The following is a 25,776-nucleotide window of genomic DNA, read 5'->3' on the forward strand; positions in this document are numbered from 1 at the left end:
TAAAATGCTGTTAATATGGACGGGCTCATTTTCGGAACGTGTTAAAAGCGGAAATGTAAGATATGCAACAATACAACTTTGAATATCCTGTTATAAAGAGGGTGGGAATCGGCTCACTCTCCGAGAACGAACAGGCAAGGTTCCTCACTTATACCTCGTTGCGGGGTCTTGCCGGCTCGTTTTCCGCGGGGAGTTGCACATTCCCATACTTTCTTATTCGATTACAATTCAATTCACTAGAGGCTTTAGAAAAGCTATCTTAACTAAAAGAGGTTCATTTCCTCCTAGCATGCCGCATGAAAGAATATGAGTCTGTCTAATAAGTCCCAAATATATAGTGAAGAAAATCCGTCGTTTTCCTGTACCTACATTTGAACATTGTAACCATGTATACTTGACTGTTTTGCTCATGATGAACTTAATTTTGATTGGAGTGAAAGACGGCGACTCCAGCGAGAAAAGTGTGTCCAGGTGTGACCCCACAGAGAGCAAAGCGAACGAGGAGGCACACGGACCACCCGCGGAAAGCGTCCGTCTGTAACGTAAGTCAACTCTTTAAAATAGAAAAAGGAACTGCCATTAGTCATATTTTATGACTTTTATGACAGCCCCGTTTTTTGCGACGAGTAACCGTAGGAGCAATTCTTAGGAGAATAAGACCCACTAGTACTTGGTTTTCAAACTTTGACGCATGCTGAACGTACGGCTAGCAAATGAGCGATAAAGAAATCCATCTTTTTAAAGATACGTCCGTTTTACTTTTTCCCAGAATGAATTGTTTTTCAATTTTACTGTTTTTACAACACGGTCACTTAACTCAATATTAACTGAATCTACATGTTGGATACTCAATGATTCATTGTCCATCCCCATAGTTGGGAAGTCATTTCCGCCTTCTGCTAAGCGTAAAGTTAATTGTCGTTGACCACTTAATATGAAAGAAGAGCCAAGAGTACGGTATTTATTGCTATTAACAGAAGCCAGTTCAGATACTTGGAAACATGGCAGCAATGGATCAACTACTGCACCATTGACCGATTTATTATAAGCCGTACTTCCAGTAGGAGTAGCGATGATCATCCCATCTCCTCTAAACGTTTCAAACTGCAAACCATCAATTATCACATCGAGTACAAAGGTCTTAATGATGTTTGAACGAATACTAAATTCATTCAAACAATAAAAAGGTGGATTGTCATCTACAATAACTTGTAAAATAGGATAACGACGTACTTCAATTTCCGAGTGTTGAACTGCTTTAATCATCGTCTCCATCTCATGAAAATGGAAATCACAATACATACTGAGTGTACCTGTAGTAGAAATGCCTGCGTATAAACAGTCTTGACGGAAACCCGTTTTGCGAACGGCTTGTAGGAATGATCCATCTCCACCTAGGCTAACAATAATATTTGCCTGTTTCGCATCTTCAACTGGAGTGAACCCATAATTCGTGATCATTTCTGAAAGGAGCAATTTTTTTTGCTTAGAGTCTTCATCATGTTTGGAATAAATAAAAATATGTGTGCGTTCGGACAATACTGCCACGACCTTTCATTAAATGCTTGTGGTTATTTTATCATGTTCTGAAACATTTTTGGATTGTTTTCGTATTACGTTAAGAGTAGAAAAGGGGGAACGTTTAAATGAATACAAAACGTTGGATAGCTTTAGGGGCTGCTGCACTATTATTTGGTTTGTCTATTATTGTGAATATCGCTTCTTTTGCGTTTAGTAATGATTGGACATCGAGTTTCGAAAATATGTTAGCTGTACCAGAGAGTGAATATAGCGAAACCGTTTTAGAAACAGGAAATCCTTCAAAGAGAATAGCGGTTTTAACCGTTGATGGTGTAATTCAAGACACAGGTAGTGCTAATTCTCTTTTTGGAGCGCAAGGATATGATCATCAATTTTTTATGAATCAATTAGAAATGATTAAAGAAGACGATTCAATTAAAGCAGTAGTATTACAAGTCAATTCACCAGGTGGTGGAGTAGTAGAATCAGCACAAATCTACGATAAAATATTAGAAGTACAAAAAGATGCCGGTGTTCCTTTTTATGTTTCTATGGGAAGTATGGCTGCTTCAGGAGGATACTATATCGCAGCTCCTGCAGATAAGATTTTCTTGAATAAAGAAACCTTAACAGGCTCAATTGGAGTAATTATGGAAAGTGTAAACTACGGCAAGCTTGCGGAAAAATATGGAGTAGACTTCGTGACCATTAAAACAGGACCGTATAAAGATATTATGAGTCCAACACGCGATATGACAAAAGATGAACGAGCGATGTTGCAAGATATGATTAATGAATCGTATGAATCATTCGTTGATATTATTGAGCAAGGACGCGGCATGACAGAGGCGGAAGTAAAAGCAGTAGCTGATGGACGTATTATGAATGGACGTCAAGCAATTGAAGCTGGACTTGCAGATGAATATGGCTACTTAGACGATGTTATTACCGCAGTTCGAAAAGATTTAAAATTACAAGATGCTGAAGTGATGGAGTATGGATACTCTCAAGGATTGACTAGCCTATTTTCAATGAAAACACAGTCTTTCTTTGGTGGAGACGCTGAAACACAATTGATTGGCCGTTTGCTTTCCGACTATAACGCACCCCGTATGATGTATTTATACGGTGAGAAGTGAGGAGGAACCTGAGATGACTGATCAACATGATTCATTTGTACACGAAGCTAATGTAGAAACAGAAGTCCAAAGCAATCCTCAAAAGCCTACTTACACAATTGAAAAACACGAGAGTTATTCTCATAAGCCTGCAGGATTTTGGGTGCGTTTTTGGGCGTATTTACTTGATTTACTCGTCATTTCATCTGTTTCTTCAATTATTATTTATCCGTTATTTCGTATCTTCGGATGGGATATACAAGGCACAACATGGTATGCACCAATCGGCTTTATAACAGGATTCATTTTTTATGCTTATTTCGTTGTTTTGACGAAATTCTTTAAGCAAACAGTGGGGAAAATGGTGTTTGGTTTACGTGTGATATCGTTAAAAGAGGATTCAGTAACGATAGTTACGATTTTATTCCGTGAATGGATTGGTCGTTTTTTCTCTGCAACAATATGGCCGTTATATTGGGTAATCGGTTTTACACCCAAAAAACAAGGGTTACATGACTTTATTGCTGACACTATGGTTATCCATGAACAAGTGTATGAAAAGAAGGTTGACACAACGTATAACCCTGTTTCTAAAGGGAACGATTTGCCTCGTTAAGAAGGATTTCTAATTAAGGGATTAACGATCAGTTTATTAAAGTTAGATAGAGTCTTATCATTCGAATGTTGTTCTAAGGAAATGGTATACTTTTAATTATTAAAAAGGAGGCGTTATAATTGGCACAAATTACATTCAAGCAAAATCCAATGACATTAATTGGTAATGAAGTAAAAGTAGGTGACACGGCGCCAGATTTCACAGTATTAGCGAACGACCTTAGCCCAGTGACATTACAAGATTCAAAAGGAAAAACAAGATTAATAAGTGTTGTTCCTTCATTAGACACAGGAACTTGTGACACTCAAACACGTAAATTTAATGAAAGTGCAGCCGAACTTGGTGACGATGTTGTCATCTTAACCATTTCGAATGATTTACCATTCGCACAAAAACGTTGGTGTGCAGCTGCTGGAATTGATTCAGTACAAACACTTTCGGATCACCGTGATTTATCTTTTGGTGAAGCCTATGGAGTTGCAATTGATGAATTACGATTGTTAACGCGTTCAATTTTTGTTGTAGATAGTAATGATAAAGTTACATATGTTGAATATGTGCCGGAAGCGACTGAGCATCCAAATTACGAAAAAGCAATTGAAGCGGTAAAAGCTGCTAAAAATTAAGTAATACAAACCCACTCGCTATTTGAGTGGGTTTGCCATTTTCATTAGCGTTCAAAAAGGAAGACACATTTTCTTTGAGCGCCATTTAAAGGAGAGCATTATGAACAGTTCAGTTGAACAATTATTCACGTTTATTGATGGCCACGCAAAAAAAATGCAAACATCTGAAGAATTTACCTATATTGAAGGTGTCTTGGAAACAACTGAAATGTGGCTAGATGGCGATATCGAACCAAACATCCAAAATATCCAAAAAGAAGATATTAGAAAAGCAATTCAACTTGCCATTCTAAAAGGCATGAAAGAACATGTTCAAGCACATCATCAAATGACACCTGATTCCTTGGGTCTGCTTGTCGGTTATTTCGTCGATCAATTGACACAAGGTAAAGAACAAGTTTCGATTTTAGACCCAGCTGTTGGTACCGGTAATTTGTTATTCACTGTATTAAACTTTTTACAAGGCAAAGCGACGTCTACAGCTGTTGAAATTGATGACATGCTAATAAGACTTGCAGCGTCTACAGGTGATTTATTACAACAACCAGTTACTCTTTATCGACAGGATGCATTACAACCATTATTAATCGATCCAGTTGATGTGGTCTTAAGTGATTTGCCAGTTGGTTTTTATCCAGACGAAAAAACCGCATCTGGATATGAGTTGAATGCAAAGGAAGGTATGTCTTTCGCTCACCATCTAATGATCGAGCAATCGATACGTCACACAGTGGACGGTGGTTACTTAGTATTTTTAGTCCCACAAGGAATATTTGAGTCGCCACAAGCAAAAGATTTACATGCTTACTTTGCTAAACATGCATGGATCCAAGCAGTCGTTCAGTTGCCTGTGAACTTGTTTAAAAATGAAGCACATGCCAAGAGTTTGCTTGTCCTTCAAAAGAAATCAAGTGAGTTAAAACAACCAAAAGAAGTGCTCCTTGCAAAAGTTCCGAATATGTCAAACAAAGAAGCCATGACTTTATTTTTCGAGAAGGTCAAAATCTGGCGACAAGAAAATACAAACTGATAGTTGTCCGCCTCATTTATCCACTGTACAATAACTGTATAAGTGGAAAAGGGGCGTTTTTTTATGGTCAATATTTTGGCAATCAATGCAGGCAGTTCTTCATTAAAATTTCAATTGCTTCAAATGCCTGAAGAACATGTAGTCTCAAAAGGATTAATTGAGCGTATCGGGTTAAAAGAACCCATCTTTTCTATGACGACAAATGGAAATAAACTTGAATTGACAGATATAGAAAAAATCTCAAATCATACAGAAGCAGTTCAACTTTTGCTACACCATCTCGTGGAACAAAAAGCCGTGAATTCCTTACATGATATTGATGGTATCGGTCACCGACTTGTTCATGGTGGAGAACAATATAGTGATTCCGTATTAATTGATGAGCAAGCAATTGAGGCATTCGAAAAACTTTCTGATTTGGCGCCATTGCATAATCCGGCAAATATTACAGGAATCAAAGAATTCCATAAAGCTTTGCCCCATGTTCCGGCAGTAGCAGTTTTCGATACAGCATTTCACCAAACCATGCCTGAAAGTTCATTTTTATATTCCATCCCATATGATTACTACAAAAAATATGGCATTCGAAAATATGGGTTTCATGGCACTTCTCACAAGTATGTAACGGGAAGAGCAGCCGATTTATTAAATCGGCCAGTAGACAAGATTCGTTTGATATCTTGTCATCTTGGAAATGGCGCTAGCATAGCCGCCATTGACGGGGGACGTTCGATTGATACTTCTATGGGGTTCACACCTTTAGCCGGTGTTACGATGGGTACACGCTCAGGTAACTTAGATCCTGCATTGATTCCATTCTTAATGGAAAAGACTGATAAGAGTGCAGAAGAAGTATTGGATATCTTGAATAAGAAATCAGGAATGTTAGGCGTATCCGGATTTTCAAGTGATTTACGAGATATTGAAGTAGAAGCGCTAAAAGGTAATTCACGTGCACAACTCGCACTTGATGTTTTTGCTAGTCGAATTCATAAATATATTGGATCTTATGCAGCTCGCATGAACGGAGTGGACGCCATTATTTTCACGGCAGGTATCGGGGAGAACAGCGATGTGATTCGTGCAAAAGTATTGGCAGGTCTTCAATTCATGGGTGTCTATATGGATCCAGACTTAAATAAAATCCGCGGTAAAGAAGCGTTCATTAGCTATCCACATTCGCCAGTAAAAGTTATTGTTATCCCTACTAACGAAGAAGTGATGATTGCTAGGGATACGGTGCGATTGGCGAATATTAAGCATTAAAAAATCCCGAAGACTCTAATAAAGAGCCTTCGGGATTTTTATGTGATTAATCGTGGTCTTCAGTTCTGACTACAAGAACGTCACATTTTGCAGCCCGTACGATATGTCCAGATACGCTACCGATTAAGAATCGTTCGACAGTACTTAAACCAGTTGCACCACAAATAATTAAATCTGCGTCTACTTTTTTAGCAATTTCTCTAGCGATCATTGTTTTTGGAGAACCATAATCCACGATTACGTTGACTTTTGTAATCCCGGCCGCTTCAGCCTCTTTCTTATAATCACCAAGTAACTCTTCAGCAAATGCTTGTGCGCGGTCTGCAATCGATCGATCATATGCCTCGATAGCAGCAAATGATCGTGTATCTATGATGTTTACAAGATTTAATGTCGCATCATTACGTTGTGCAACTCCAATCGATTTTTTGAAAGCCCATGCAGCTTCTTTAGAACCGTCAACTGCGACTAAAATATGATTGTATGAAAGTGTCATATTAGTTCCTCCTTGTGAATTTTATTTACATATTATAGATTTCGATAAATACTCTGTAATTCCTGCTAATGTCTTCGACAACTTACGTCTAATTTGTGAATACATAGTTCTTTAGGGAAAGGTAAACAATCGAACTACTGATAAATATGACCATTCCAGGTGAATACTCATTAGGAATCATCAAATAGGCAATACTCATAACGGCAAATGTAAGAATGGCTGCTAAATTTAATTTATATGTCCCAAGAACCACATTCATGAGTAGTTCTTCAGAAATGGACCGTTTTTTTATCCATAAATAATCGACAACAATTATTGCTGATAAAGGGACGATGCCTGCACCTAATATCGATATAATGGATGCTGCTTCTGTAGAAAGTGTTGGGAAACAACTTAGTATGACACCGACTAAACCGAATAATAAGGCACTTTTTATTCTGCCTAGTGCTGGCCAAGTGTTAAGTAGGCTAAAACCTCCCGTATATGCATTTCCGATATTAATAGAAATCATGGCTAGTAAACCGCTAAACGTAATAAATAGTCCAACAAATGAAGTTGTTGTTACTTCACTAAGCACTACAAATGGATTTGTTGAATGAAAGGATGATGCCACTAATGTACCAATTAACGCGGTCATAAAATAGCCAGCGACATTCCCAAGGAACATTCCAGAAAATCCTTGGCGTGCAGATTTAGCATAACGTGTCATGTCGCTCGAAGCACTAACACCCGAAACAAATTGTACGAAAGCTAAACTCATATAGAAGAAAAATATCCCCCAGTCCAAGGTTGCATTAGGAGAGGACTTCCCAGCCGGTACAGGAACTTCGGTGAAGATAACCAAAAGCATAAGACCTTGTCCGATAATCAATATGGGCAAAAATAATCTCGTTACTTTTTTTACCGCATCATATCCAACAAGAGCCAAGTAAGCCATTAGACTAGCTGTAAAGACTGCTAATAGCGCAAAAGGAATATGAATGTTTAAGAAGTTAGAAATAACGGATTGGAGAATATATGTTCCACCAATTGTTTGAACACTAAACCAATATAATGATGTTAATACACGGATAGGCGAAGCGATTTTTGTAGCGAGCCAAGATCCAACAAACGCACGTAATATGTATTGACCTGGGAGACCATAAAGAGCACCAGGGATAGACAGAGCGGATACACACAAAAACGCTAAAATTGCACCAATCCAAACTGCAACAAAAGCAGCTAACCAAGGAAGATTTCCTTGTGTAACAGCTAAAGCTGGAACCAAAAAGTTTCCGGCGTTAACAGAAAAAGCAAAAGCAATGATGGCATACTCTTTCCAAGTAGATTGCTGGAGTGAAGAGGGGACTGCTTCCAACCCGAATTGTTCAAAATTTTGTTTATTCAATCTTGCCATTTTTAATTCACACCAACTTCCAATAAACAGAGTTATTTAATATGTTTGTATCGAAAAATTTTTAAAGCCATTTTCAATTATATCTGATAGAATTGATTTGCTTTCAACAATTTTATTTATGTCGGCTCAACTGACTTAATTACATAACACACAGGAGGGTTTCAAAATGATTATTGGAGTACCTACAGAAATTAAAAACAATGAAAACCGCGTTGCTATGACACCAGCAGGAGTTGTAAACTTATCGGTTTTCGGACATAAAGTATTAATCGAAGCAGGAGCCGGATTAGGTTCAGGTTTCACAGATGAAGCATACGAAACAGCAGGTGCACAAATTGTTGCAACAGCTAAAGAAGCATGGTCTGCTGATATGGTCATGAAGGTTAAAGAACCAATTGCTTCTGAATATGGTTATTTCCATGAAGGTTTAATCTTGTTCACATACTTACATTTAGCTCCAGAACCTGAATTAACAAAAGCATTAACGGACAACAAAGTGGTTGGAATTGCGTATGAAACAGTTCAACTACCAAACAACTCATTACCATTATTAACACCTATGAGCGAAGTAGCTGGTCGTATGTCTACGCAAATCGGTGCACAATTCCTAGAAAAAATCCACGGTGGAATGGGTATCTTACTTGGTGGAGTACCAGGAGTTTCTCGTGGTAAAGTAACAATTATTGGTGGAGGTATTGCTGGAACAAATGCAGCTCGCGTTGCAGTTGGAATGGGAGCAGATGTTACAATCATCGATTTAAGCCCAGATCGTCTTCGTCAATTAGAAGAACTATTCGGTCGCGATGTACAAACATTGATCTCGAATCCTTTTAACATTGCAGAATCTGTAAAAGATTCGGACCTTGTTATTGGCGCTGTATTAATTCCAGGAGCAAAAGCACCGAAACTTATTACAGAAGAAATGATTAAATCGATGAAACCTGGCTCAGTAGTAGTTGATATTGCTATTGACCAAGGTGGGATTTTCGAAAGTTCAGATCGTATTACGACTCACGATAACCCAACATATGAAAAACATGGTGTAGTTCATTACGCAGTAGCAAATATGCCTGGAGCTGTACCACGTACTTCAACAATGGCTTTAACTAACGTTACTGTTCCTTATGCAGTGCAAATTGCAAATAAAGGATATGTACAAGCTTGCCTAGATAACAGCGCTCTTCTAAAAGGAATTAACACATTAGAAGGACACGTGACATATCAAGCCGTAGCTGATGCACAAGGACTTCCATACGTTCCTGTAGAAGCACTTTTAGCTTAATCTATGGAAAACCCTTTTCACTAATTGGTGAAAAGGGTTTTTTGTTGATTTCCATGCGTTGAGTAGTGGAAAAAGGCATTTCGTAGCAACTTTTGCGTTTTGGTTGCAACTTTTAGGATTTGGTTGCAACTTTTGCGTTTTGGTTGCAACTTTTAGGATTTCGTTGCAACTTTTGCGTTTTCGTTGCAACTATCCAATTTCCTCCTAATTATCTAGGTTTTTTAAGAATGCTGTCGATATTAATAACAAACAAAACAGTGCATATGCACAGAGTGACTAACAAGTATGCATTCGGAACAAATGGTCAGTGCAAATGTACGATAAACAAAAGATAAGCTTATACAAAAAAGACCTGATTTGCAGAAATGCAATTCAGGTCTTTCACTTCTATGCGCTTGGTACGATTACTAATTCTTTCGGATACTTTGTCAAAACTTCTACGCCGTCTTTTGTTACCACGACATCGTCTTCAATGCGCACGCCAGTTATACTTGGATCATAAATTCCTGGTTCAATCGTAAAGACCATGCCTTCGATTAATTTCATGTCATTGTTGCCCGTTACAGATGGGAACTCATGAACTGAGATACCAAGGCCGTGACCTAGACGATGTGTAAAGAATTCACCGTAACCTGCTTGTGTAATTACATCACGTGCGATTTTATCTAAATCCATTGCACGTACTCCAGGTTTAACTGCATCAACTGCAGCTTGTTCTGCTTTTCTTACGGTTTCATATACTTCTTTTTGAGCATCTGAAGGTTCTCCGAAAGACACAGTACGTGTAATATCCGAACAATATCCTTTGTAAATAACACCTAAATCAAACAGTACAAAATCGCCTTTTTGAATTTTGCGATCACCCGGTTTACCGTGAGGGGATGCCGTTTTTGGTCCACTCAAAACCATAGTATCGAACGACATATGCGCGATTCCTTTTTTCTTTAATGCAAGCTCGATAGCTGTAAGAATTTCAAGTTCAGTCTTTCCTTCAGCAATTTCACTAACGCCAACTTCAATCGCAAAATCTGCATATTCAGCAGCTTTACGAAGAATGTCTAATTCACTTTCATCCTTAATTACTCGCATTGAATTTAGTTGGTCGTCTAATCGAGCAAAAGAAGCTTGTGGGAATAATTCTTGAAGAGCCTCTAATCGTTCGACAGTCATATGTGATTTTTCTATTGCAAGTTGATTAATCGTAACCCCCTTGGCAACAATTGCTTCTTTTAATAACTGCCAAGGTTGGTCTGTATCTTGGTGACCTACAACATCGAAAGACCACCCAGCTTCTTTAGCATCTGGTACTTCCATTTTAGGGCAAATCATAAGAGGTTCAGCATCTTTAAAAATGACAACTCCTAATAAACGCTCATGAGGATTGCTTCTGAATCCAGAAACGTAAAACACGTTATCTGGAGTTGTAATGAATGCAGCATCGAGATTGTTTTCACTTAAATATGAAGATAATTGATTAATTTTAGTCATAATAGCTCTCCTTTTTATCTTTCTTCCTTAAGCATATCAAAAAACAGGAGATTCGACATTCATACCGAATAAATATTAGTATGAAGAAAAGGAGGTTGGACTAAATGTATGTAACTTTTCATGGACATTCCGTTGTCAAAATAAAAACGGGAGAATTTACGATATTAATCGACCCGTTCATTACAGGTAATGAATTAACAGATTTAGTTGCTGATAATGAAAAACCAAACGTGATTTTATTAACACATGGTCATAATGATCATGTAGGTGATACAGTCGCAATCGCCAAAGCAAATGATGCACTAGTAGTAGCCCCATTCGAACTTGCTGAGTACCTATCTTGGCAAGGAGTAAGAACACATCCATTACATATTGGTGGTTCAAGAGAATTTGAGTTTGGTAAAGTGAAATTAACACAAGCCTTTCACGGTTCTGCTTATGTTACGGAAGATCAGCAAGTGATTTATACGGGTATGCCAGCAGGAATCCTATTTTCAGCAGAAGGTAAAACCATCTACCATGCTGGAGATACATCCTTGTTTGGTGATATGAAATTAATAGGTGAAAGACATCCTATTGATTTAGCGTTCTTACCAATCGGTGATAACTTTACGATGGGAATTGAAGATGCAGCTTACGCAGTGGAATTATTGAATCCACAAGCAGTTGTGCCAATTCATTACGATACATTCCCTCCAATAAAACAAAACCCACAGGACTTTAAAGATTTAGTTAAAGATGCGACGGTACACATTCTTAGTCCAGGTGACGGAATCGAATTATAGAAAGTTAAATGCACGGAAAGCTACAGACTTTCCGTGCATTTTTGTGTAAATAAAAACCAATGGTTGTGATACACTAACAATAGAACGATTGTTTGGGGAATAGGTGATTAAATGGTTACAAAACACGAACAAATACTGCAATATATTGAGTCTTTACCGGTTGGAGATAAAATCTCTGTCAGACGAATCGCAAAAGAACTTCAGGTTAGTGAAGGGACAGCCTATCGAGCAATAAAAGAGGCTGAAACTCAGCGATATGTCAGCACAATCGAACGAGTTGGAACTATTCGAATTGAAAAGAAAAAGAAAGAAAATATTGAACGTTTAACGTTTGCTGAAGTTGTAAATATTGTGGATGGTCAGGTCCTTGGTGGGAAAAGTGGCTTACATAAAACGTTAACTAAGTTTGTTATCGGAGCTATGCAATTAGAAGATATGATGCGCTATACAGATGCTGGAAGTCTCCTCATTGTTGGGAATCGAGTAAAAGCCCATTTTACAGCCCTAAAAGCAGGAGCAGCGGTATTAATAACGGGTGGTTTTGAAGCATCAGAGTCATTGAAAAAAGTAGCCGATGAGTTAGAACTTCCAATTATCTCGACAAGTTATGACACATTCACGGTCGCGACAATGATAAACCGTGCGATTTATGATCAGTTAATTAAAAAAGAAATCTTGTTTATTGAAGATATTTATGTACCTCTCCAAGAAACCGATTTTTTGCGTGCCAATGAAACTATATCCGCTTATCATGAAAAAAATGTGCAAACTTTGCATGCTGGTTTCCCTGTCATTGATGGAAATCAAAAAGTGGTGGGTATCGTTACAGCAAGAGATGTGATTGGAAAAGAGCATGGCGATTCAATTGAAAAAGTCATGACGAAAAATCCCATCACATTGACCATGAAAACGAGTGTAGCCACTGCAGGGCATCGTATGATTTGGGAAGGCATCGATTTAATGCCAGTAGTAAATGATAACGGAGCATTAGAAGGCGTCATCAGTCGTCAAGATGTGTTAAAAGCACTTCAATTAGCACAACGACAACCACAGCAAGGTGAAACAATCGATGATATTGTAAAAAATCAAATGAAGGTTTCGCAAGAAGATGAACTCACGATAGAATTTACGGTTACTCCGCAAATGACCAACCAGTTTGGTGCGATTTCATATGGCGCATTCACCACACTATTAGCTGAAGTGGGCAATTATGCACTGAAAAATAAAAAGCGTGGGGATAGTGTAGCTGAAAACATGACCATCTACTTCATCAAACCTGTTCAGATGGATAGCGTGTTAACAGTGCGTCCTAATATTCTTGATATGAGTCGGAAGTTTGTGAAAATGGAATTTGATGTGTTTAATGGACAAGTGTTGGTCGGTAAAGCGATGATGATGTTCCAATTGTTAGAGCGGTAAAGTAAAAAAAGTGATGCTAGATAGCATCACTTTTTGTTCAAACGAAATTCTTCTTCCACAAATTGGCCATAATGTTTTGCAACACGGAAATAATAAACCATTGTGTACAGCCCAATGAGAATTAACACACCTGAAATGACATAAGTTAAAGTTGAAGGAAATAAAGTTATTTGATTAATGCCAAAGAAAAATAATAAACTTCCAAGAGCAACTAAAGAGCGGTTCGCATACCATCTCTTAGCGATAGGTAAGTCACTTCGAAATTGTTTTGTTTTAAAGTAAAAATAAAGAACAAACGACAAAACTATTAAAACTACAAATAGTGCATTTATCATTGTAAACCTCCTGTAAATAAATGAAACTGTCATTATTGTATCGACATTTGCATGGAAATGCGAATTGTAATTATGAAAGGTGGAAGGAAAAAAACATGAAGCGTCAAATCATAGACACAATATCTACATACGAAACCATTATAATTCATCGACATGTTCGACCAGATCCAGACGCATATGGATCTTCAATGGGCTTAAAAGGAATTTTACAAGCGAGTTATCCTGATAAACAAATTTTTGTTACAGGTGAGCATGAGGAAACGCTCGATTTTCTAGACAAACCAGACCACGTGACCGATGAGCAATTCGAAGGTGCACTCATTATTGTTACAGATACTGCTAATACAGAGCGCATTGATGATCAACGTTATAAGAATGGTGCATACCTTATCAAAATTGATCACCATCCGAATGACGATGCCTATGGAGACTTGTTATGGGTAAACACACAGGCAAGTTCAGCAAGTGAAATGATCTATGAATTATTCGAAGAAGGTAAAGCGACTGCCAACTGGACAATGTCTAATGGAGCTGCGCGAATTTTGTTCGCTGGTATCGTAGGCGATACAGGACGCTTTATGTTTCAAAGTACAAGCAAGAAGACATTCGAAACTGTCGCCGATTTAATTACATATGACTTTGATCGCACAGAACTTTTTAATGGTATGTATGAAGTGGAAAGAAATTTATTGCATTTACAGGGACATATTTATCAACATTTCACTATGGATGATCATGGAGCGGCCTATATCAAATTGCCAATCAAAACCTTGGAAGAATTCGGAGTGACTGCAAGTGAAACTTCACTTTTAGTTGGATCTCTTGGCAATGTTAAAGGAATTAAAGCATGGATTATGTTTATAGAAGAAGAAGATCAAATTCGTGTTCGACTTCGCTCTAAAGGTCCTATTATTAATGAATTGGCTAAGCAATACGGTGGTGGGGGTCATCCTCTTGCTTCAGGAGCTTCAGTCTATTCATGGGATACAGCAGATGAAGTAATCACTAAGTTGAAAAAATTATGTCAGTAAGTTGAAAGGGTGAGGGAACGATGAATCCAGTTTATCCACAAGTAGGTACATCAGCTGATTTACTAAATAGTACGATTCGCTTGGAATCATTGATTCCTTTCCTTCAACATCAACAAGCGACCACTGTAGCCATTACAAATAAACGTTTGTATGGCGTTTTGCCATTTTACCAAATGGTTAAAAAAGCAGGACTTCATCCAGTGATTGGATTAACTTGTCGAATTGAAATAAGTGAAGAACACAATGCGGACGTACAAGTATATGCAAAATCAAACATTGGTTATCAAAACCTATTAAAAATTAGTAGTGCACTAGAAGTAAAAGCACTTTCTGCACTTCCGATAAAATGGTTGCAAGCATACAAACAAGATTGTTTAGTTGTGGTTAGCATGCTAAAACAATCTTCACTAGAAGCTAAGGTATCTATACTAGATGAATTGAAAAATAGTCTTGGTTCAGATTTATTAGGTGGAGTTGAACGACCAGGTGGAATAGTTGATAGTCAAGAAAATGAATTTATTAATCTCTGTGAAGAAAGACAAATTCAGCTAATGGCTACTCATCAAGCAAAATATGTATCTGCTAAAGATGCGTTTGCTTATGAAGTCGCTCAAGCAATTGCTAATGGTGTGAAATTAAACGATGTAAATCGACAGAAGCCTCTTCATGAACATCATTACTTACCTACCCGAGAACAATGGATTGAATGGTTCGCGGATCACCCTGAATGGCTTCAGCAGACAGAACAATGTCTAAATAGCTGTCACGTTGACCTTATTACCAACCAACTACATATGCCGAAATTCCCCGTAACAGATAATGTCCTTACAAAGGACGTATTACGTGAAAAATGTCTAGAAGGGCTTGAAAATCGTTTAGAACAATTTACTGAACCATATAAAGAGCGTCTTGAAATGGAGCTTCAGGTCATAAATCAAATGGGCTATGCAGATTATTTTCTGATCGTGGCAGATTTTATGGAATATGCAAAAAGTAAACAAATTTTAACGGGTCCTGGTCGTGGATCTTCTGCAAGTTCTCTCGTCGCGTATTCTTTATTCATTACGCACGTAGATCCACTAGAATACGGGTTACTGTTTGAACGTTTCTTAAATCCGGAACGTATTTCTATGCCCGATATTGATATCGATTTTGCAGACCACCGACGACAAGAAGTTATCCAGTATGTTGCAAAAAAATATGGGAACTCACACGTTGCACAAATCGTAACGTTTGGTACATTGTCAGCAAAAGCTGCAGCGAGAGATGTGGCACGCGTATTCGGATTTGATAGTTCAGTTCTTGACATGATTTCAAAACTACTACCCAATAAACCGGGTATTTCATTTGAAGAAGCCGTTAATAGCTCCCATTACTTAAAAAAGTGGATGGAACTCGATAAAACGCATCAAAAATGGTTTGATACGGTAAAAGAGCTTGAAGGATTACCGAGGAATGCCTCAACCCATGCAGCTGGGGTCGTGTTGTCTCCTGTTCCTTTAGTGGACTTACTACCAATCGAAGAAGGACAAGACGGTATGTATTTAACCCAGTGGCCAATGAAGGAAGTAGAACAAAGCGGTTTGCTTAAAATGGATTTTCTAGGGTTACGCAACCTAACCATTCTTGAGAGAATTCGCGCGATGATTTGGTTTAATCAAAATAAGTGGTTAGATTTTGAGAAAATTCCTCTACATGATGAAGAAACATTTAAACTTCTTCAACAAGGGGACACAACAGGTGTATTTCAATTAGAATCAGATGGTATGAGACAAGCTTTACGAGATATTAAACCTACTCATTTTCTGGATATTGTGGCAGTGAATGCCCTGTATCGCCCAGGTCCGATGGATAATATTCCAACCTATAAACGTCGAAAACACCATGAAGAAAAAACAGTGTATGTTCACCCGATGCTCGAACCCATTTTAAAAGAAACATACGGTGTTATTGTCTATCAAGAACAAATTATGCAAATTTCATCTAAGATGGCTGGTTTTTCTTTCGGTGAGTCAGATATTTTAAGACGTGCTGTTAGTAAAAAGAATCGACACGTACTTGATGAGCAACGCCAACATTTTGTTGAAAGCTCTCAACAAAATCAATTTACTAAGCAAGAAGCAAACGAAGTATATGATTTAATAGTGCGATTTGCTGATTATGGTTTTCCAAAAAGCCATGCAGTTGCTTACAGCTTAATTTCGTATCAAATGGCCTACTTAAAAGTCCATTATCCTGCCTATTTTTATGCATCGTTACTGACAGCAGCCATGGGCAATCAGGATAAAATCATGCGCTTAATACAAGAAGTGAAACATCATAAAATTGATCTCCTGCCCCCTTCAATACACAAAAGCGGCTTAACATTCCGAGTTGAAAACAGCGCTATCCGTTTTGGGTTATCAGCTGTTAAAGGGGTTTCCAATGTCTTTTTAAGAACAATGATAGAAAACCGTAAAAACCAACAGCCACTATGGCAAGATATTTTTGAGTTAGCAGCGAGTTTATCTGCGGAACAATTTTCACGAAAGCAGGTTGAACCGTTAATAAAAGCAGGTGCACTTGATGGTTTTGGACAAGATCGAGCCACTTTATTGGCCACTCTTGATGCGGCCGTTCATTATGCAGAACTCGTACGACCAAATGTCGAGCACGACTTATTTGACGGAGATGTCATTTCTTTTGGTAAGCCAAAGTATGTGAAAAATACAGAAATGCCTGAAATGATCAAACTCCAGTTCGAACGAGAAATTCTTGGGTTATATATGTCAAATCATCCCGTAGAGCGTTTGAAAAAGGAATTGAAGCTACAAGTTTCGGCTATTCAAGATATTAAAAATGAGCAAAATGGCCGTTCAGTTGTCATTATTGGCATGATTGAAGAGATTCGCAGAATTCGAACGAAAAAAGGAGAGGCGATGGCATTTGTTACCGTCCAGGACGAAACTTCTGATGTCTCATGTACATTGTTTCCAAAGGACTATGCTCATCACAATCTATTAATTAAAGAACAAAATGTAATTTCTGTCGAAGGCAATGTCGAGTGGAGGCAAGGTAAACCACAAATCATTGTCAAAAATATAAGAGCTTTGTCGAAGTAACAACCCAACACATTTTTTGTTGGGTTGTTTTTAATTTTCCATTGCATGACAAGCGATTTTTTTGTATGATAGGTTCATTGAGTGGTCAGACCACTTTGAAAAAAATGGAAGACCGAGGGATGAAAATGACCAATCAAACGACAAAAATGTATTTACAGATCGTTCGTGAACTTCGTCTTCTTATTGAAAAAGAAAATATTCGACCGGGAGGCAAATTGCCTTCAGAACGTGAATTAGCGGAGCGACTCCAAGTAGGGAGATCGACCGTCCGAGAAGCATTGCGCAGTTTAGAGCTGTTAGGGTTAATTGAAACAAGACGTGGCGAAGGTACGTTTTTAACGGATTTTCGTAAACATAAATTAGTTGAAATTTTATCGACTTTTATTTTACAAGACACCAAAACAATTGGCGATGTTCATGTAACGCGACAAATACATGAAAAGGAAGCCATCCGTATTGTTACAGGAACCCAAAATTTAAATCAACTACCTGTATGGGGTAGTTTACTATTGCAATTACAAGAAGAAGGAGCAATTGTTAGAGAAGATTTGATTCGTGAGATTCTAATCTCAAGCAACAACCGATTGTCATTAAAAATGTGGTTTTTATTAAAGCAATATGGAGATGAGCCTTTTCAAGGTCATTCGGAAAAAGACGAAAACCAACATATTCAACAACTCTTAACGGCTATTATTGAAGGCGAAATTGAACAAGCTATTGATTCATATACTGGGTGGATAACTTGGTTATCACAAGGGAGAGAGCTTACATGATACGAGATATATTTTCAAGAAACCGTAAAAGCAAATATGCAACGATTCCTAACAATGCATCGAAAACGGATGTACCAGAAGGCATCATGACAAAATGTCCAGAATGTAAACATATCGGTTTAACAAAAGATTTAATGAAAAATAAAAAAGTTTGTCCAGGTTGCGATCATCATTATAAAATGACAGCTAATGAACGAGTGGCGATTTTCTTAGATGAAGGATCGTTTGTATCAATGGACGATCATTTACAAACCGTCAATCCACTTAATTTTCCTGGCTACACAGATAAGATTAAGTTGGATAGTGAAAAAACAGGATTAAACGAAGCAGTTTTAACTGGTAGTGGATTACTTGATGGACGTAAAGTAGTAGTGGCAATTATGGATGCTCACTTCCGTATGGGGTCTATGGGTTCCGTTGTTGGAGAAAAAATTACTCGTGCTGTTGAAGAAGCAACGAAGCAAGGTGTACCGTTTATTATCTTCACCGCTAGTGGTGGAGCTCGTATGCAGGAAGGTGTGCTGTCGTTAATGCAAATGGCTAAAACGAGTGTGGCACTTAAGCGTCATAGTGAAAAAGGACATTTATTTGTTTCTATTCTGACGCATCCAACAACGGGCGGTGTATCTGCAAGTTTTGCTTCAATTGGAGATATCAATTTTGCAGAACCCAAAGCACTAATTGGCTTTGCCGGTCGACGTGTCATTGAACAGACTGTTCGTGAAAAACTTCCAGAAGATTTTCAAACGGCTGAGTTTTTATTAGCTCATGGTCAACTAGATGCAGTGGTTCATCGTTCAACAATGAAATCAACAGTTTCTACACTTGTGAAACTTCATTCGAAAGGAGCTCATATAAATGGTTAAAACACTTCCTTTTGAAGAACCAGTCGTTCAACTACGCGATAAAATTAGTGAGTTAAAAGACTTTACTTCAAACGCAGAGGTCGATTTATCGACTGAAATTCAACATTTAGAAGATCGTTTAGAAAAACTAGAAAATGATATATATGTCAATATGCAACCTTGGGATCGTGTTCAAGTTGCTAGACATCCGGAACGTCCGACTACACTCGACTACATTCGTGAAATTTTCACGGACTTCATCGAACTTCACGGGGATCGATCTTATGGAGATGACGAAGCAATTGTAGGAGGCATTGCCGCCTTAAATGGATTGCCGATTACGATCATTGGTCATCAACGTGGAAAAGATACGAAAGAAAATATTAGACGTAATTTCGGTATGCCACATCCAGAAGGATATCGAAAAGCGTTAAGATTGATGAAACAAGCTGAGAAATTTGGCCGTCCTATTATTTGTTTTATCGATACAAAAGGTGCCTATCCTGGGAAAGCAGCTGAAGAGCGCGGGCAAAGCGAAGCTATTGCACGTAACCTTTTTGAGATGGCTGGACTAAAAGTACCTGTTATAAGTGTGGTCATTGGAGAAGGTGGAAGTGGTGGAGCGTTGGCCCTAGGAGTGGCAAACCACATTCATATGTTAGAAAACTCAACATACTCGGTAATTTCGCCTGAAGGGGCAGCATCAATTTTATGGAAAAACCCAGCACTAGCTAAACAAGCTGCCGAAGCCATGAAAATTACTGCACCAGATTTAAAACAAATGGGTATTGTCGATGAAATCATACAAGAAACAACTGGTGGAGCTCACCGAGATTCAAAACTACAAGCAATCTACTTAAAAGAGGCATTAGAACGGTCAATTGATACGCTTTGCAAACTAAGTGAAGATGAATTAGTGGATGACCGTTATAATAAATTTAAAGCAATCGGAGAATTCACAGAATGAGGATGCGACTGCCGCATCCTTTTTTTTTACTAACAATGAGTATTCAAAAGTGTTAATGTGAATATATGATTAGGTTAAGGAGGGTCACTCAATTGAAAAAAATTGGTGTTTTAACAAGTGGTGGAGATGCTCCAGGAATGAATGCAGCTCTGCGTGCAGTAGTTAGAAAAGCGATTTATCATGATCTAGAAGTTATGGGTGTTTATAATGGCTACCAAGGCCTAATAGATGGTAAAATTGAACAACTAGATTTAGGTTCTGTAGGAGATATTATTCAACGTGGTGGCACCAAGTTGCATTCAGCTAGATGCCTTGAATTTAAGACGGAAGAAGGACAACTAAAAGCCATCGCTCAAATGAAAAAGCATGGAATTGAAGGGTTAGTAGTAATTGGTGGAGATGGATCTTACCGTGGGGCTATGGCTTTGACGGCTAAAGGTTTTCCATGCATAGGTGTACCAGGAACAATTGATAATGATATTCCAGGCACTGATTATACAATTGGATTTGATACGGCACTTAATACGGTTATTGATGCAATTGATAAAATTCGAGACACGGCTACTTCTCATGAACGGACATTTATCATCGAAGTAATGGGACGCGATGCTGGCGATTTAGCTTTATGGGCAGGTTTAGCTGGTGGAGCAGAAACAATTGTCATTCCTGAAGAACCGTACGATTTGCCAGATATATTAGCTCGCCTTCGCAGTGGGCATGAGCGTGGGAAAAAACATAGCATTATTATCGTATCTGAAGGCGTGATGAATGCGAATGAATTCTCGAAATTATTAAAAGAACATGCTAATATCGAAACTAAAGTTTCGGTATTAGGACATGTCCAACGCGGTGGCTCACCAACAGGTCGCGATCGTGTATTGGCCAGCCTTTTTGGAGCTCGAGCAGTTGAGATGTTAATGGAAGGTCATGGAGGACTTGCCATTGGCATGCGTAATCATCAAGTGGTAGACTATTCAATGACAGAAGCTTTCGAAGGAAAGCATAAAGCGGATTTATCTATGTATAAACTATCAAAAGAATTAGCCATCTAGTGTTGGAGAGGATATAAAAATGAGAAAAACAAAAATCGTATGTACAATTGGTCCAGCAAGTGAATCGCCAGAAATGTTAGAAAAATTAATCAAAGCAGGTATGAATGTTGCCCGTTTAAACTTTTCCCACGGAAATCATGAAGAACACGGGGAACGTATTAAACGAATTCGTGAAGCTTCTAAAAAAACCGGGAAAATCGTTGGGATTCTTTTAGATACTAAAGGTCCCGAAATTCGTACACACCAAATGGAAAACGATGCTATCGAGTTAGAATCAGGTCAAAATTTAGCTATTTCGATGACTGAAGTTCTAGGTACGAAAGAGATGTTCTCCATTTCTTATGGTCAATTAATCGAAGACGTTCAAGAAGGATCTGTTATTTTATTAGATGACGGCTTAATTGAACTTCGTGTTTCTAGTGTTGATCTTGAAGCAGGTTTGATTCATACAATTGTCTACAACGCGGGTACTTTAAAAAATAAAAAAGGGGTTAATGTACCAGGTGTTTCTGTACAACTCCCAGGTATTACTGAAAAAGATGCGCAAGATATTTTATTCGGCATTGAACAAGATGTTGATTTTGTTGCGGCTTCATTTGTTCGTCGTGCAAAAGATGTAATGGAAATACGTGAATTGCTTGAAAAAAATAATGGTGGACATATTCAAATTATCCCGAAAATCGAGAATCAAGAAGGCGTCGATAATATTGATTCAATTATTATGGTTTCTGACGGTTTAATGGTAGCACGTGGCGACTTAGGAGTAGAAATTCCTGCTGAAGAAGTTCCATTAGTACAAAAAAGTTTAATCAGTAAATGTAATGACGCAGGAAAACCTGTTATTACAGCAACACAAATGTTAGATTCTATGCAACGCAATCCACGTCCTACTCGTGCAGAAGCGAGTGATGTAGCGAATGCAATCTTTGATGGCACTGATGCAATTATGTTATCTGGTGAAACAGCAGCAGGTATGTATCCAGTCGAGTCGGTAACGACGATGGTGAAAATTGCAGTTCGAACAGAAGATGCACTTGACTACAGAGCGATTGTTTCAGCGAAGAGTAAAATTAAAGAAGTTACAATGACTGATGCAATTGGACAAGCGGTTGCTCATACTTCGATTAATCTAAAAGCTAAAGCAATTATTGCTCCTACTGAAAGTGGTCACACAGCTAAAATGATTTCGAAATATCGCCAAGGTTCTCCGATCATAGCTGTCACTTCTACTGAAAGACCATCTCGTAAACTTACATTAGTGTGGGGCGTATATCCGATTGTGGGATCAAAAGTAGGTTCAACCGACGAAATACTAGAACTTTCAGTTGAAGAAAGTTTGAAACACAACTATGTAAAACATGGTGATTTAGTGATTATAACTGCGGGTGTGCCAGTTGGAGAAGCGGGTACAACGAACTTAATGAAAGTTCATATGATTGGTGATATCGCAGCTAAAGGGCAAGGTATCGGAAAAATGGTTGCGTTTGGACAAACTGTAGTAGCAAATAGTGCAGAAGAGTTAAAAAACATCGATACAACCGGAGCAATCATCGTGACAATTGGTTCTGACCGTGAAATGATGCCTGCCATTGAAAAATGTGCTGGACTTATTACTGAAGAAGGTGGATTAACTAGTCATGCTGCTGTAGTAGGATTGAGTCTAGGAATCCCAGTAATTGTTGGCGTAAAAAATGCTACTAAACTAATTGAAAATGGTCAAGATGTAACGATGGATGCTGAATCTGGAGTTATTTATCAAGGTCATGCAAGTGTCTTATAAAAAGACCTACTAACATAGAATATGTAAAATACGGTCAAATACAAAATGCCTCAACGCAGTAGTGTTGAGGCCATTTTTATAGGAGATGTCGGAAATGAAATGGTTAGCATTAATCTTTATTGTTGTTCCTGTACTGGAAATTGGTATTTTATTATGGTCTGGAAATACATTTGGTTTATTTCCTACCATTATGATCATCCTTGGTACGGGAATCTTAGGCGCGTATTTAGCTAAGAAACAAGGATTGAAAGCGATACGTGATGTCCAAATTCAAATGAAGAATTTCCAAGCCCCAGGGGATGCCATGGTTAACGCAGTATTTGTCTTTGCTGGTGGATTATTATTGCTATCACCCGGTTTTGTAACTGATCTATTTGGATTCTTATTTCTCTTTTCACCTTCAAGAGAACTATTTAAGCCATTGGTTTATAAATGGATTCGTTCAAAAATGAAAAAAGGCCAAATTATTGTGATGTAAACCATGGATGTTGACTAAAGTGGACCGCAGCCAGTAAAAAGAATGGACTAAGTAATATACCTGGCACACCAAAAAGAAGTAAAGAACACGCACTAATGAAAAATACATGAACCGCACGAATATGCATCGTATTTGCCCATAAAAATGACTCTAGTAATTGTCTAGTTAATAGAATAAATGCATACAGAAGAAGAATGATAATCCCAAGGGTTGTTTGTTTCGTTAACACGAAAAAAGCTGCCATTGGGATTAAAATTATGCCCGTACCCAAAAACGGTAAGGCATCAGCAAATGAAATCAAAAAAGCTAGTCCAAGAGGAGATGAAAATTTAAGAGCATAGAAACCTATGCAAAGTTGCAAGAACGTCATCAAAAATAAAGCAATTTCTACTTTTGTAAACTTTTCAAAAAGATCCGTGGCTTTCAAAAAGAGCGGCTTTATGGTTTTGCGTGTATTCGTCGGAATATAAATGAAAAACCACGTTCGTGATTTCAAAGACTCTTGCAAAGCGAAAAAGAGGGCAACTAAAAATACGAAGGTTTCGACGAATTGAGCTGGAAGGTGTTGGATAAATAACGTTAATTTTTTAAGTATATTTTCGCTTACCATCGATAAGGCTTCAATAACAGATTGCCAGTTCACTCTATTTGTTTTAAGTAATACTTGCAATTCTTCTAAATGGAATCGCAATGGATATACTATTTCAAATAGTTCTTTTACAACCAAAGTAGCACCAAGTATTAAAGATGCTAGTAAGGAAATTTCAAATAATAAAACGGTTATCCATCGTGGTAACCGTGTAGCTTTATGTAGTTTATTCACAATGGGATGCAAAAAATATGCAAGTAGTATGGCGATGGTAACGGGATAAATCAGCCATGTAAGAATGAGAATAATAGCTACCGGTAGCCATTTCTTCAGGAAAATCGCTATGTTTTCATGCACATTTCTACCTCCCTTTTGGTATGTTATTAGGTCTTATTTATTATCATGTCGTTTAGACAGAATATTTCTGCTTTGCGACAAAATATCATGTTTTTTGCGAAAGTTTTGGAAAAACGAGCGTTTTCATTCACAATTAAGTCAAAATTGATTATAATGACAATGTAAGCGATTAATATAAAAGGTTCATATGAGCAGATGAGCCATCATTCTGCGTTTTTTTTTGTGGCATGATGAATTTCAAACAGAAGAAGGAGCGATATACATGACATCAACTAAAGGTCTAGAAGGAGTAGTAGCTACTCAATCAGCTATCAGTTCAATCATTGATGACACACTTACATATGTTGGCTATGATATTGATGACTTAGCAGATCATGCAAGTTTTGAAGAAGTAATCTATTTACTTTGGCATCAACGCCTTCCAAAGGCAGAAGAATTAGCTGAATTGAAACAACAATTGGCAGATAACATGGCTGTACCACAAGAAGTATTAAACCACTTCAAAACGTATCCAATTGAAAAAGTTCATCCAATGACAGCTCTACGTACAGCTGTATCTATGCTTGGATTGTATGATGAAAAAGCAGAAGATATGTCTGTTGAAGCGAACTACTTGAAAGCAATTCAACTTCAAGCAAAAATGTCAACTTTAGTAACAGCATTTGCTCGTGTTCGTAAAGGACAAGAACCAATCGCGCCGAAATCAGATTTAAGTTATGCAGCGAACTTCTTATACATGCTAAGTGGTGAAATTCCAGAAGCTATTGAAGAAGAAGCATTCAACAAAGCATTAGTTTTACATGCTGACCATGAATTAAATGCGTCAACATTTACAGCACGCGTTTGTGTAGCTACATTATCAGATGTTTACTCTGGTGTCGTTGCAGCTCTTGGGGCTCTTAAAGGTCCACTTCACGGTGGAGCAAATGAGCAAGTTATGAAAATGCTAACGGAAATTGGTTCAGTTGAGAATGTTGACACTTACATCAACGAAAAATTAGCAAACAAAGAAAAAATTATGGGCTTCGGTCACCGTGTATACCGTAAAGGGGATCCACGTGCAAAACACCTTCGTGAAATGTCTCAAAAATTAACAAAAATTCGCGGAGAAGAAAAATGGTACGAAATGTCAATTAAAATTGATGAAATCGTTACAGGACAGAAAAATCTTCCACCAAATGTTGATTTCTACTCAGCATCTGTCTACCATTCTTTAAATATCGATCATGATTTATTTACACCAATCTTTGCTGTATCACGTGTTTCAGGCTGGTTAGCACACATTTTAGAACAATATTCTAATAACCGTCTAATCCGTCCACGTGCAGAATATATCGGACCTGGTATGCAAAAATATGTACCAGTAAACGAGCGTTAATATTAAAATCAAACATAAGTAGGGCTGGACTTTCTAACAGCGTTTAT

General features: G+C 37.9%; 23 protein-coding genes. 17 read left to right on the top strand and 6 right to left on the bottom strand.

Annotation, left to right across the window (positions count from 1 at the left end):
• Nucleotides 1-738: 738 nt before the first annotated feature.
• Nucleotides 739-1,539, bottom strand: coding sequence for an NAD kinase (locus WBG45_RS10280; protein ID WP_424414269.1), 801 nt, complete (start codon nt 1,537-1,539; stop codon nt 739-741).
• Between the two features lie 107 nt (nt 1,540-1,646).
• Between WBG45_RS10280 and sppA the strand changes: the two genes are divergently transcribed.
• The 5 genes from sppA to WBG45_RS10305 all read left to right on the top strand — a co-directional run bounded on the left by sppA (nt 1,647) and on the right by WBG45_RS10305 (nt 6,177).
• Nucleotides 1,647-2,660 carry a signal peptide peptidase SppA gene (sppA, locus tag WBG45_RS10285; RefSeq protein WP_424414271.1) on the top strand — a complete coding sequence of 338 codons (1,014 nt, stop codon included), beginning with the start codon at nt 1,647-1,649 and terminating at the stop codon, nt 2,658-2,660.
• 13 nt (nt 2,661-2,673) lie between these two features.
• Entirely contained in the window at nt 2,674-3,255 is a 582-nt protein-coding gene (locus tag WBG45_RS10290; RefSeq protein ID WP_424414273.1) for an RDD family protein, read from the top strand.
• A 119-nt stretch (nt 3,256-3,374) separates the two neighbouring features.
• Complete coding sequence (gene tpx / locus WBG45_RS10295) at nt 3,375-3,881, top strand: thiol peroxidase (RefSeq protein WP_424414275.1); 507 nt, start codon at nt 3,375-3,377, stop codon at nt 3,879-3,881.
• 100 nt (nt 3,882-3,981) lie between these two features.
• The gene (locus WBG45_RS10300; RefSeq protein WP_424414277.1) at nt 3,982-4,911 is read left to right on the top strand and encodes a class I SAM-dependent methyltransferase; all 930 of its coding nucleotides are present in this window, start codon (nt 3,982-3,984) and stop codon (nt 4,909-4,911) included.
• Nucleotides 4,912-4,974: 63 nt separating this feature from the next.
• Nucleotides 4,975-6,177, top strand: coding sequence for an acetate kinase (locus tag WBG45_RS10305; protein ID WP_424414278.1), 1,203 nt, complete (start codon nt 4,975-4,977; stop codon nt 6,175-6,177).
• A 46-nt stretch (nt 6,178-6,223) separates the two neighbouring features.
• Here WBG45_RS10305 and WBG45_RS10310 read toward each other — a convergent pair whose 3' ends face one another.
• Together WBG45_RS10310 and WBG45_RS10315 are read right to left on the bottom strand one after the other, a co-directional pair.
• Nucleotides 6,224-6,673, bottom strand: coding sequence for a universal stress protein (locus WBG45_RS10310; RefSeq protein ID WP_424414280.1), 450 nt, complete (start codon nt 6,671-6,673; stop codon nt 6,224-6,226).
• Nucleotides 6,674-6,761: 88 nt separating this feature from the next.
• On the bottom strand, nt 6,762-8,069 hold the full coding sequence (locus WBG45_RS10315; RefSeq protein WP_424414281.1) for a purine-cytosine permease family protein: 1,308 nt from the start codon (nt 8,067-8,069) through the stop codon (nt 6,762-6,764).
• A 166-nt stretch (nt 8,070-8,235) separates the two neighbouring features.
• Here WBG45_RS10315 and ald point away from each other — a divergent pair, with 166 nt between their 5' ends.
• Entirely contained in the window at nt 8,236-9,351 is a 1,116-nt protein-coding gene (gene ald, locus WBG45_RS10320; protein ID WP_424414283.1) for an alanine dehydrogenase, read from the top strand.
• Nucleotides 9,352-9,738: 387 nt separating this feature from the next.
• Here ald and WBG45_RS10325 read toward each other — a convergent pair whose 3' ends face one another.
• Nucleotides 9,739-10,839, bottom strand: a complete 1,101-nt coding sequence (locus tag WBG45_RS10325; protein WP_424414285.1) for a M24 family metallopeptidase — start codon at nt 10,837-10,839, stop codon at nt 9,739-9,741.
• Nucleotides 10,840-10,943: 104 nt separating this feature from the next.
• Between WBG45_RS10325 and WBG45_RS10330 the strand changes: the two genes are divergently transcribed.
• Both WBG45_RS10330 and WBG45_RS10335 read left to right on the top strand, forming a co-directional pair.
• Nucleotides 10,944-11,624 carry a metal-dependent hydrolase gene (locus tag WBG45_RS10330; RefSeq protein ID WP_424414287.1) on the top strand — a complete coding sequence of 227 codons (681 nt, stop codon included), beginning with the start codon at nt 10,944-10,946 and terminating at the stop codon, nt 11,622-11,624.
• A gap of 111 nt (nt 11,625-11,735) precedes the next feature.
• On the top strand, nt 11,736-13,043 hold the full coding sequence (locus tag WBG45_RS10335; protein ID WP_424414289.1) for a DRTGG domain-containing protein: 1,308 nt from the start codon (nt 11,736-11,738) through the stop codon (nt 13,041-13,043).
• Between the two features lie 26 nt (nt 13,044-13,069).
• On the opposite strand, the gene WBG45_RS10340 is transcribed toward WBG45_RS10335, so the two are convergent.
• A complete protein-coding gene (locus tag WBG45_RS10340) occupies nt 13,070-13,378 on the bottom strand; it encodes a YtpI family protein (RefSeq protein ID WP_424414291.1) in 309 nt (102 codons plus the stop codon).
• Between the two features lie 95 nt (nt 13,379-13,473).
• Between WBG45_RS10340 and WBG45_RS10345 the strand changes: the two genes are divergently transcribed.
• The 8 genes from WBG45_RS10345 (at nt 13,474) to WBG45_RS10380 (ending at nt 23,405) form a co-directional block, all read left to right on the top strand.
• Complete coding sequence (locus tag WBG45_RS10345; protein ID WP_424414293.1) at nt 13,474-14,409, top strand: DHH family phosphoesterase; 936 nt, start codon at nt 13,474-13,476, stop codon at nt 14,407-14,409.
• Between the two features lie 20 nt (nt 14,410-14,429).
• On the top strand, nt 14,430-17,510 hold the full coding sequence (gene dnaE / locus WBG45_RS10350) for a DNA polymerase III subunit alpha (RefSeq protein ID WP_424414294.1): 3,081 nt from the start codon (nt 14,430-14,432) through the stop codon (nt 17,508-17,510).
• A gap of 125 nt (nt 17,511-17,635) precedes the next feature.
• Nucleotides 17,636-18,283 (top strand): FadR/GntR family transcriptional regulator, encoded by a 648-nt coding sequence (locus WBG45_RS10355; protein ID WP_424414346.1) that lies wholly within the window; start codon nt 17,636-17,638, stop codon nt 18,281-18,283.
• Nucleotides 18,280-19,149, top strand: a complete 870-nt coding sequence (gene accD, locus WBG45_RS10360; RefSeq protein WP_424414296.1) for an acetyl-CoA carboxylase, carboxyltransferase subunit beta — start codon at nt 18,280-18,282, stop codon at nt 19,147-19,149. Before WBG45_RS10355 ends, accD begins: the two co-directional genes overlap by 4 nt.
• Entirely contained in the window at nt 19,142-20,095 is a 954-nt protein-coding gene (accA, locus tag WBG45_RS10365; protein WP_424414297.1) for an acetyl-CoA carboxylase carboxyl transferase subunit alpha, read from the top strand. Before accD ends, accA begins: the two co-directional genes overlap by 8 nt.
• A 92-nt stretch (nt 20,096-20,187) precedes the next feature.
• Nucleotides 20,188-21,147 carry a 6-phosphofructokinase gene (gene pfkA / locus WBG45_RS10370; protein ID WP_424414298.1) on the top strand — a complete coding sequence of 320 codons (960 nt, stop codon included), beginning with the start codon at nt 20,188-20,190 and terminating at the stop codon, nt 21,145-21,147.
• Nucleotides 21,148-21,166: 19 nt separating this feature from the next.
• The gene (pyk, locus tag WBG45_RS10375) at nt 21,167-22,927 is read left to right on the top strand and encodes a pyruvate kinase (RefSeq protein WP_424414300.1); all 1,761 of its coding nucleotides are present in this window, start codon (nt 21,167-21,169) and stop codon (nt 22,925-22,927) included.
• A gap of 94 nt (nt 22,928-23,021) precedes the next feature.
• The gene (locus tag WBG45_RS10380) at nt 23,022-23,405 is read left to right on the top strand and encodes an FxsA family protein (RefSeq protein ID WP_424414302.1); all 384 of its coding nucleotides are present in this window, start codon (nt 23,022-23,024) and stop codon (nt 23,403-23,405) included.
• Here the strand turns inward: WBG45_RS10380 and WBG45_RS10385 are convergent.
• Nucleotides 23,392-24,351 (bottom strand): AI-2E family transporter, encoded by a 960-nt coding sequence (locus tag WBG45_RS10385; protein ID WP_424414304.1) that lies wholly within the window; start codon nt 24,349-24,351, stop codon nt 23,392-23,394. The genes WBG45_RS10380 and WBG45_RS10385 overlap by 14 nt on opposite strands.
• A gap of 262 nt (nt 24,352-24,613) precedes the next feature.
• Between WBG45_RS10385 and citZ the strand changes: the two genes are divergently transcribed.
• Nucleotides 24,614-25,729 carry a citrate synthase gene (gene citZ / locus WBG45_RS10390; RefSeq protein ID WP_424414306.1) on the top strand — a complete coding sequence of 372 codons (1,116 nt, stop codon included), beginning with the start codon at nt 24,614-24,616 and terminating at the stop codon, nt 25,727-25,729.
• Nucleotides 25,730-25,776: the final 47 nt, after the last annotated feature.

Origin of the sequence: Paenisporosarcina sp., from assembly GCF_049671445.1 — a bacterium.
In the GTDB taxonomy this organism is placed as follows: domain Bacteria; phylum Bacillota; class Bacilli; order Bacillales_A; family Planococcaceae; genus Paenisporosarcina.

Excerpts from the sequence above, each read along its gene's own strand:
- WBG45_RS10325 (WP_424414285.1), bottom strand. The coding sequence starts at position 10,839 with ATGACTAAAATTAATCAATTATCTTCATATTTAAGTGAAAACAATCTC.
- WBG45_RS10305 (WP_424414278.1), top strand. The coding sequence starts at position 4,975 with ATGGTCAATATTTTGGCAATCAATGCAGGCAGTTCTTCATTAAAATTT.
- WBG45_RS10345 (WP_424414293.1), top strand. The coding sequence starts at position 13,474 with ATGAAGCGTCAAATCATAGACACAATATCTACATACGAAACCATTATA.
- ald (WP_424414283.1), top strand. The coding sequence starts at position 8,236 with ATGATTATTGGAGTACCTACAGAAATTAAAAACAATGAAAACCGCGTT.
- citZ (WP_424414306.1), top strand. The coding sequence starts at position 24,614 with ATGACATCAACTAAAGGTCTAGAAGGAGTAGTAGCTACTCAATCAGCT.
- accA (WP_424414297.1), top strand. The coding sequence starts at position 19,142 with ATGGTTAAAACACTTCCTTTTGAAGAACCAGTCGTTCAACTACGCGAT.
- WBG45_RS10290 (WP_424414273.1), top strand. The coding sequence starts at position 2,674 with ATGACTGATCAACATGATTCATTTGTACACGAAGCTAATGTAGAAACA.
- WBG45_RS10300 (WP_424414277.1), top strand. The coding sequence starts at position 3,982 with ATGAACAGTTCAGTTGAACAATTATTCACGTTTATTGATGGCCACGCA.
- WBG45_RS10330 (WP_424414287.1), top strand. The coding sequence starts at position 10,944 with ATGTATGTAACTTTTCATGGACATTCCGTTGTCAAAATAAAAACGGGA.
- WBG45_RS10340 (WP_424414291.1), bottom strand. The coding sequence starts at position 13,378 with ATGATAAATGCACTATTTGTAGTTTTAATAGTTTTGTCGTTTGTTCTT.
- WBG45_RS10335 (WP_424414289.1), top strand. The coding sequence starts at position 11,736 with ATGGTTACAAAACACGAACAAATACTGCAATATATTGAGTCTTTACCG.
- WBG45_RS10315 (WP_424414281.1), bottom strand. The coding sequence starts at position 8,069 with ATGGCAAGATTGAATAAACAAAATTTTGAACAATTCGGGTTGGAAGCA.
- dnaE (WP_424414294.1), top strand. The coding sequence starts at position 14,430 with ATGAATCCAGTTTATCCACAAGTAGGTACATCAGCTGATTTACTAAAT.
- WBG45_RS10355 (WP_424414346.1), top strand. The coding sequence starts at position 17,636 with ATGACCAATCAAACGACAAAAATGTATTTACAGATCGTTCGTGAACTT.
- WBG45_RS10310 (WP_424414280.1), bottom strand. The coding sequence starts at position 6,673 with ATGACACTTTCATACAATCATATTTTAGTCGCAGTTGACGGTTCTAAA.
- WBG45_RS10380 (WP_424414302.1), top strand. The coding sequence starts at position 23,022 with ATGAAATGGTTAGCATTAATCTTTATTGTTGTTCCTGTACTGGAAATT.
- accD (WP_424414296.1), top strand. The coding sequence starts at position 18,280 with ATGATACGAGATATATTTTCAAGAAACCGTAAAAGCAAATATGCAACG.
- pyk (WP_424414300.1), top strand. The coding sequence starts at position 21,167 with ATGAGAAAAACAAAAATCGTATGTACAATTGGTCCAGCAAGTGAATCG.
- sppA (WP_424414271.1), top strand. The coding sequence starts at position 1,647 with ATGAATACAAAACGTTGGATAGCTTTAGGGGCTGCTGCACTATTATTT.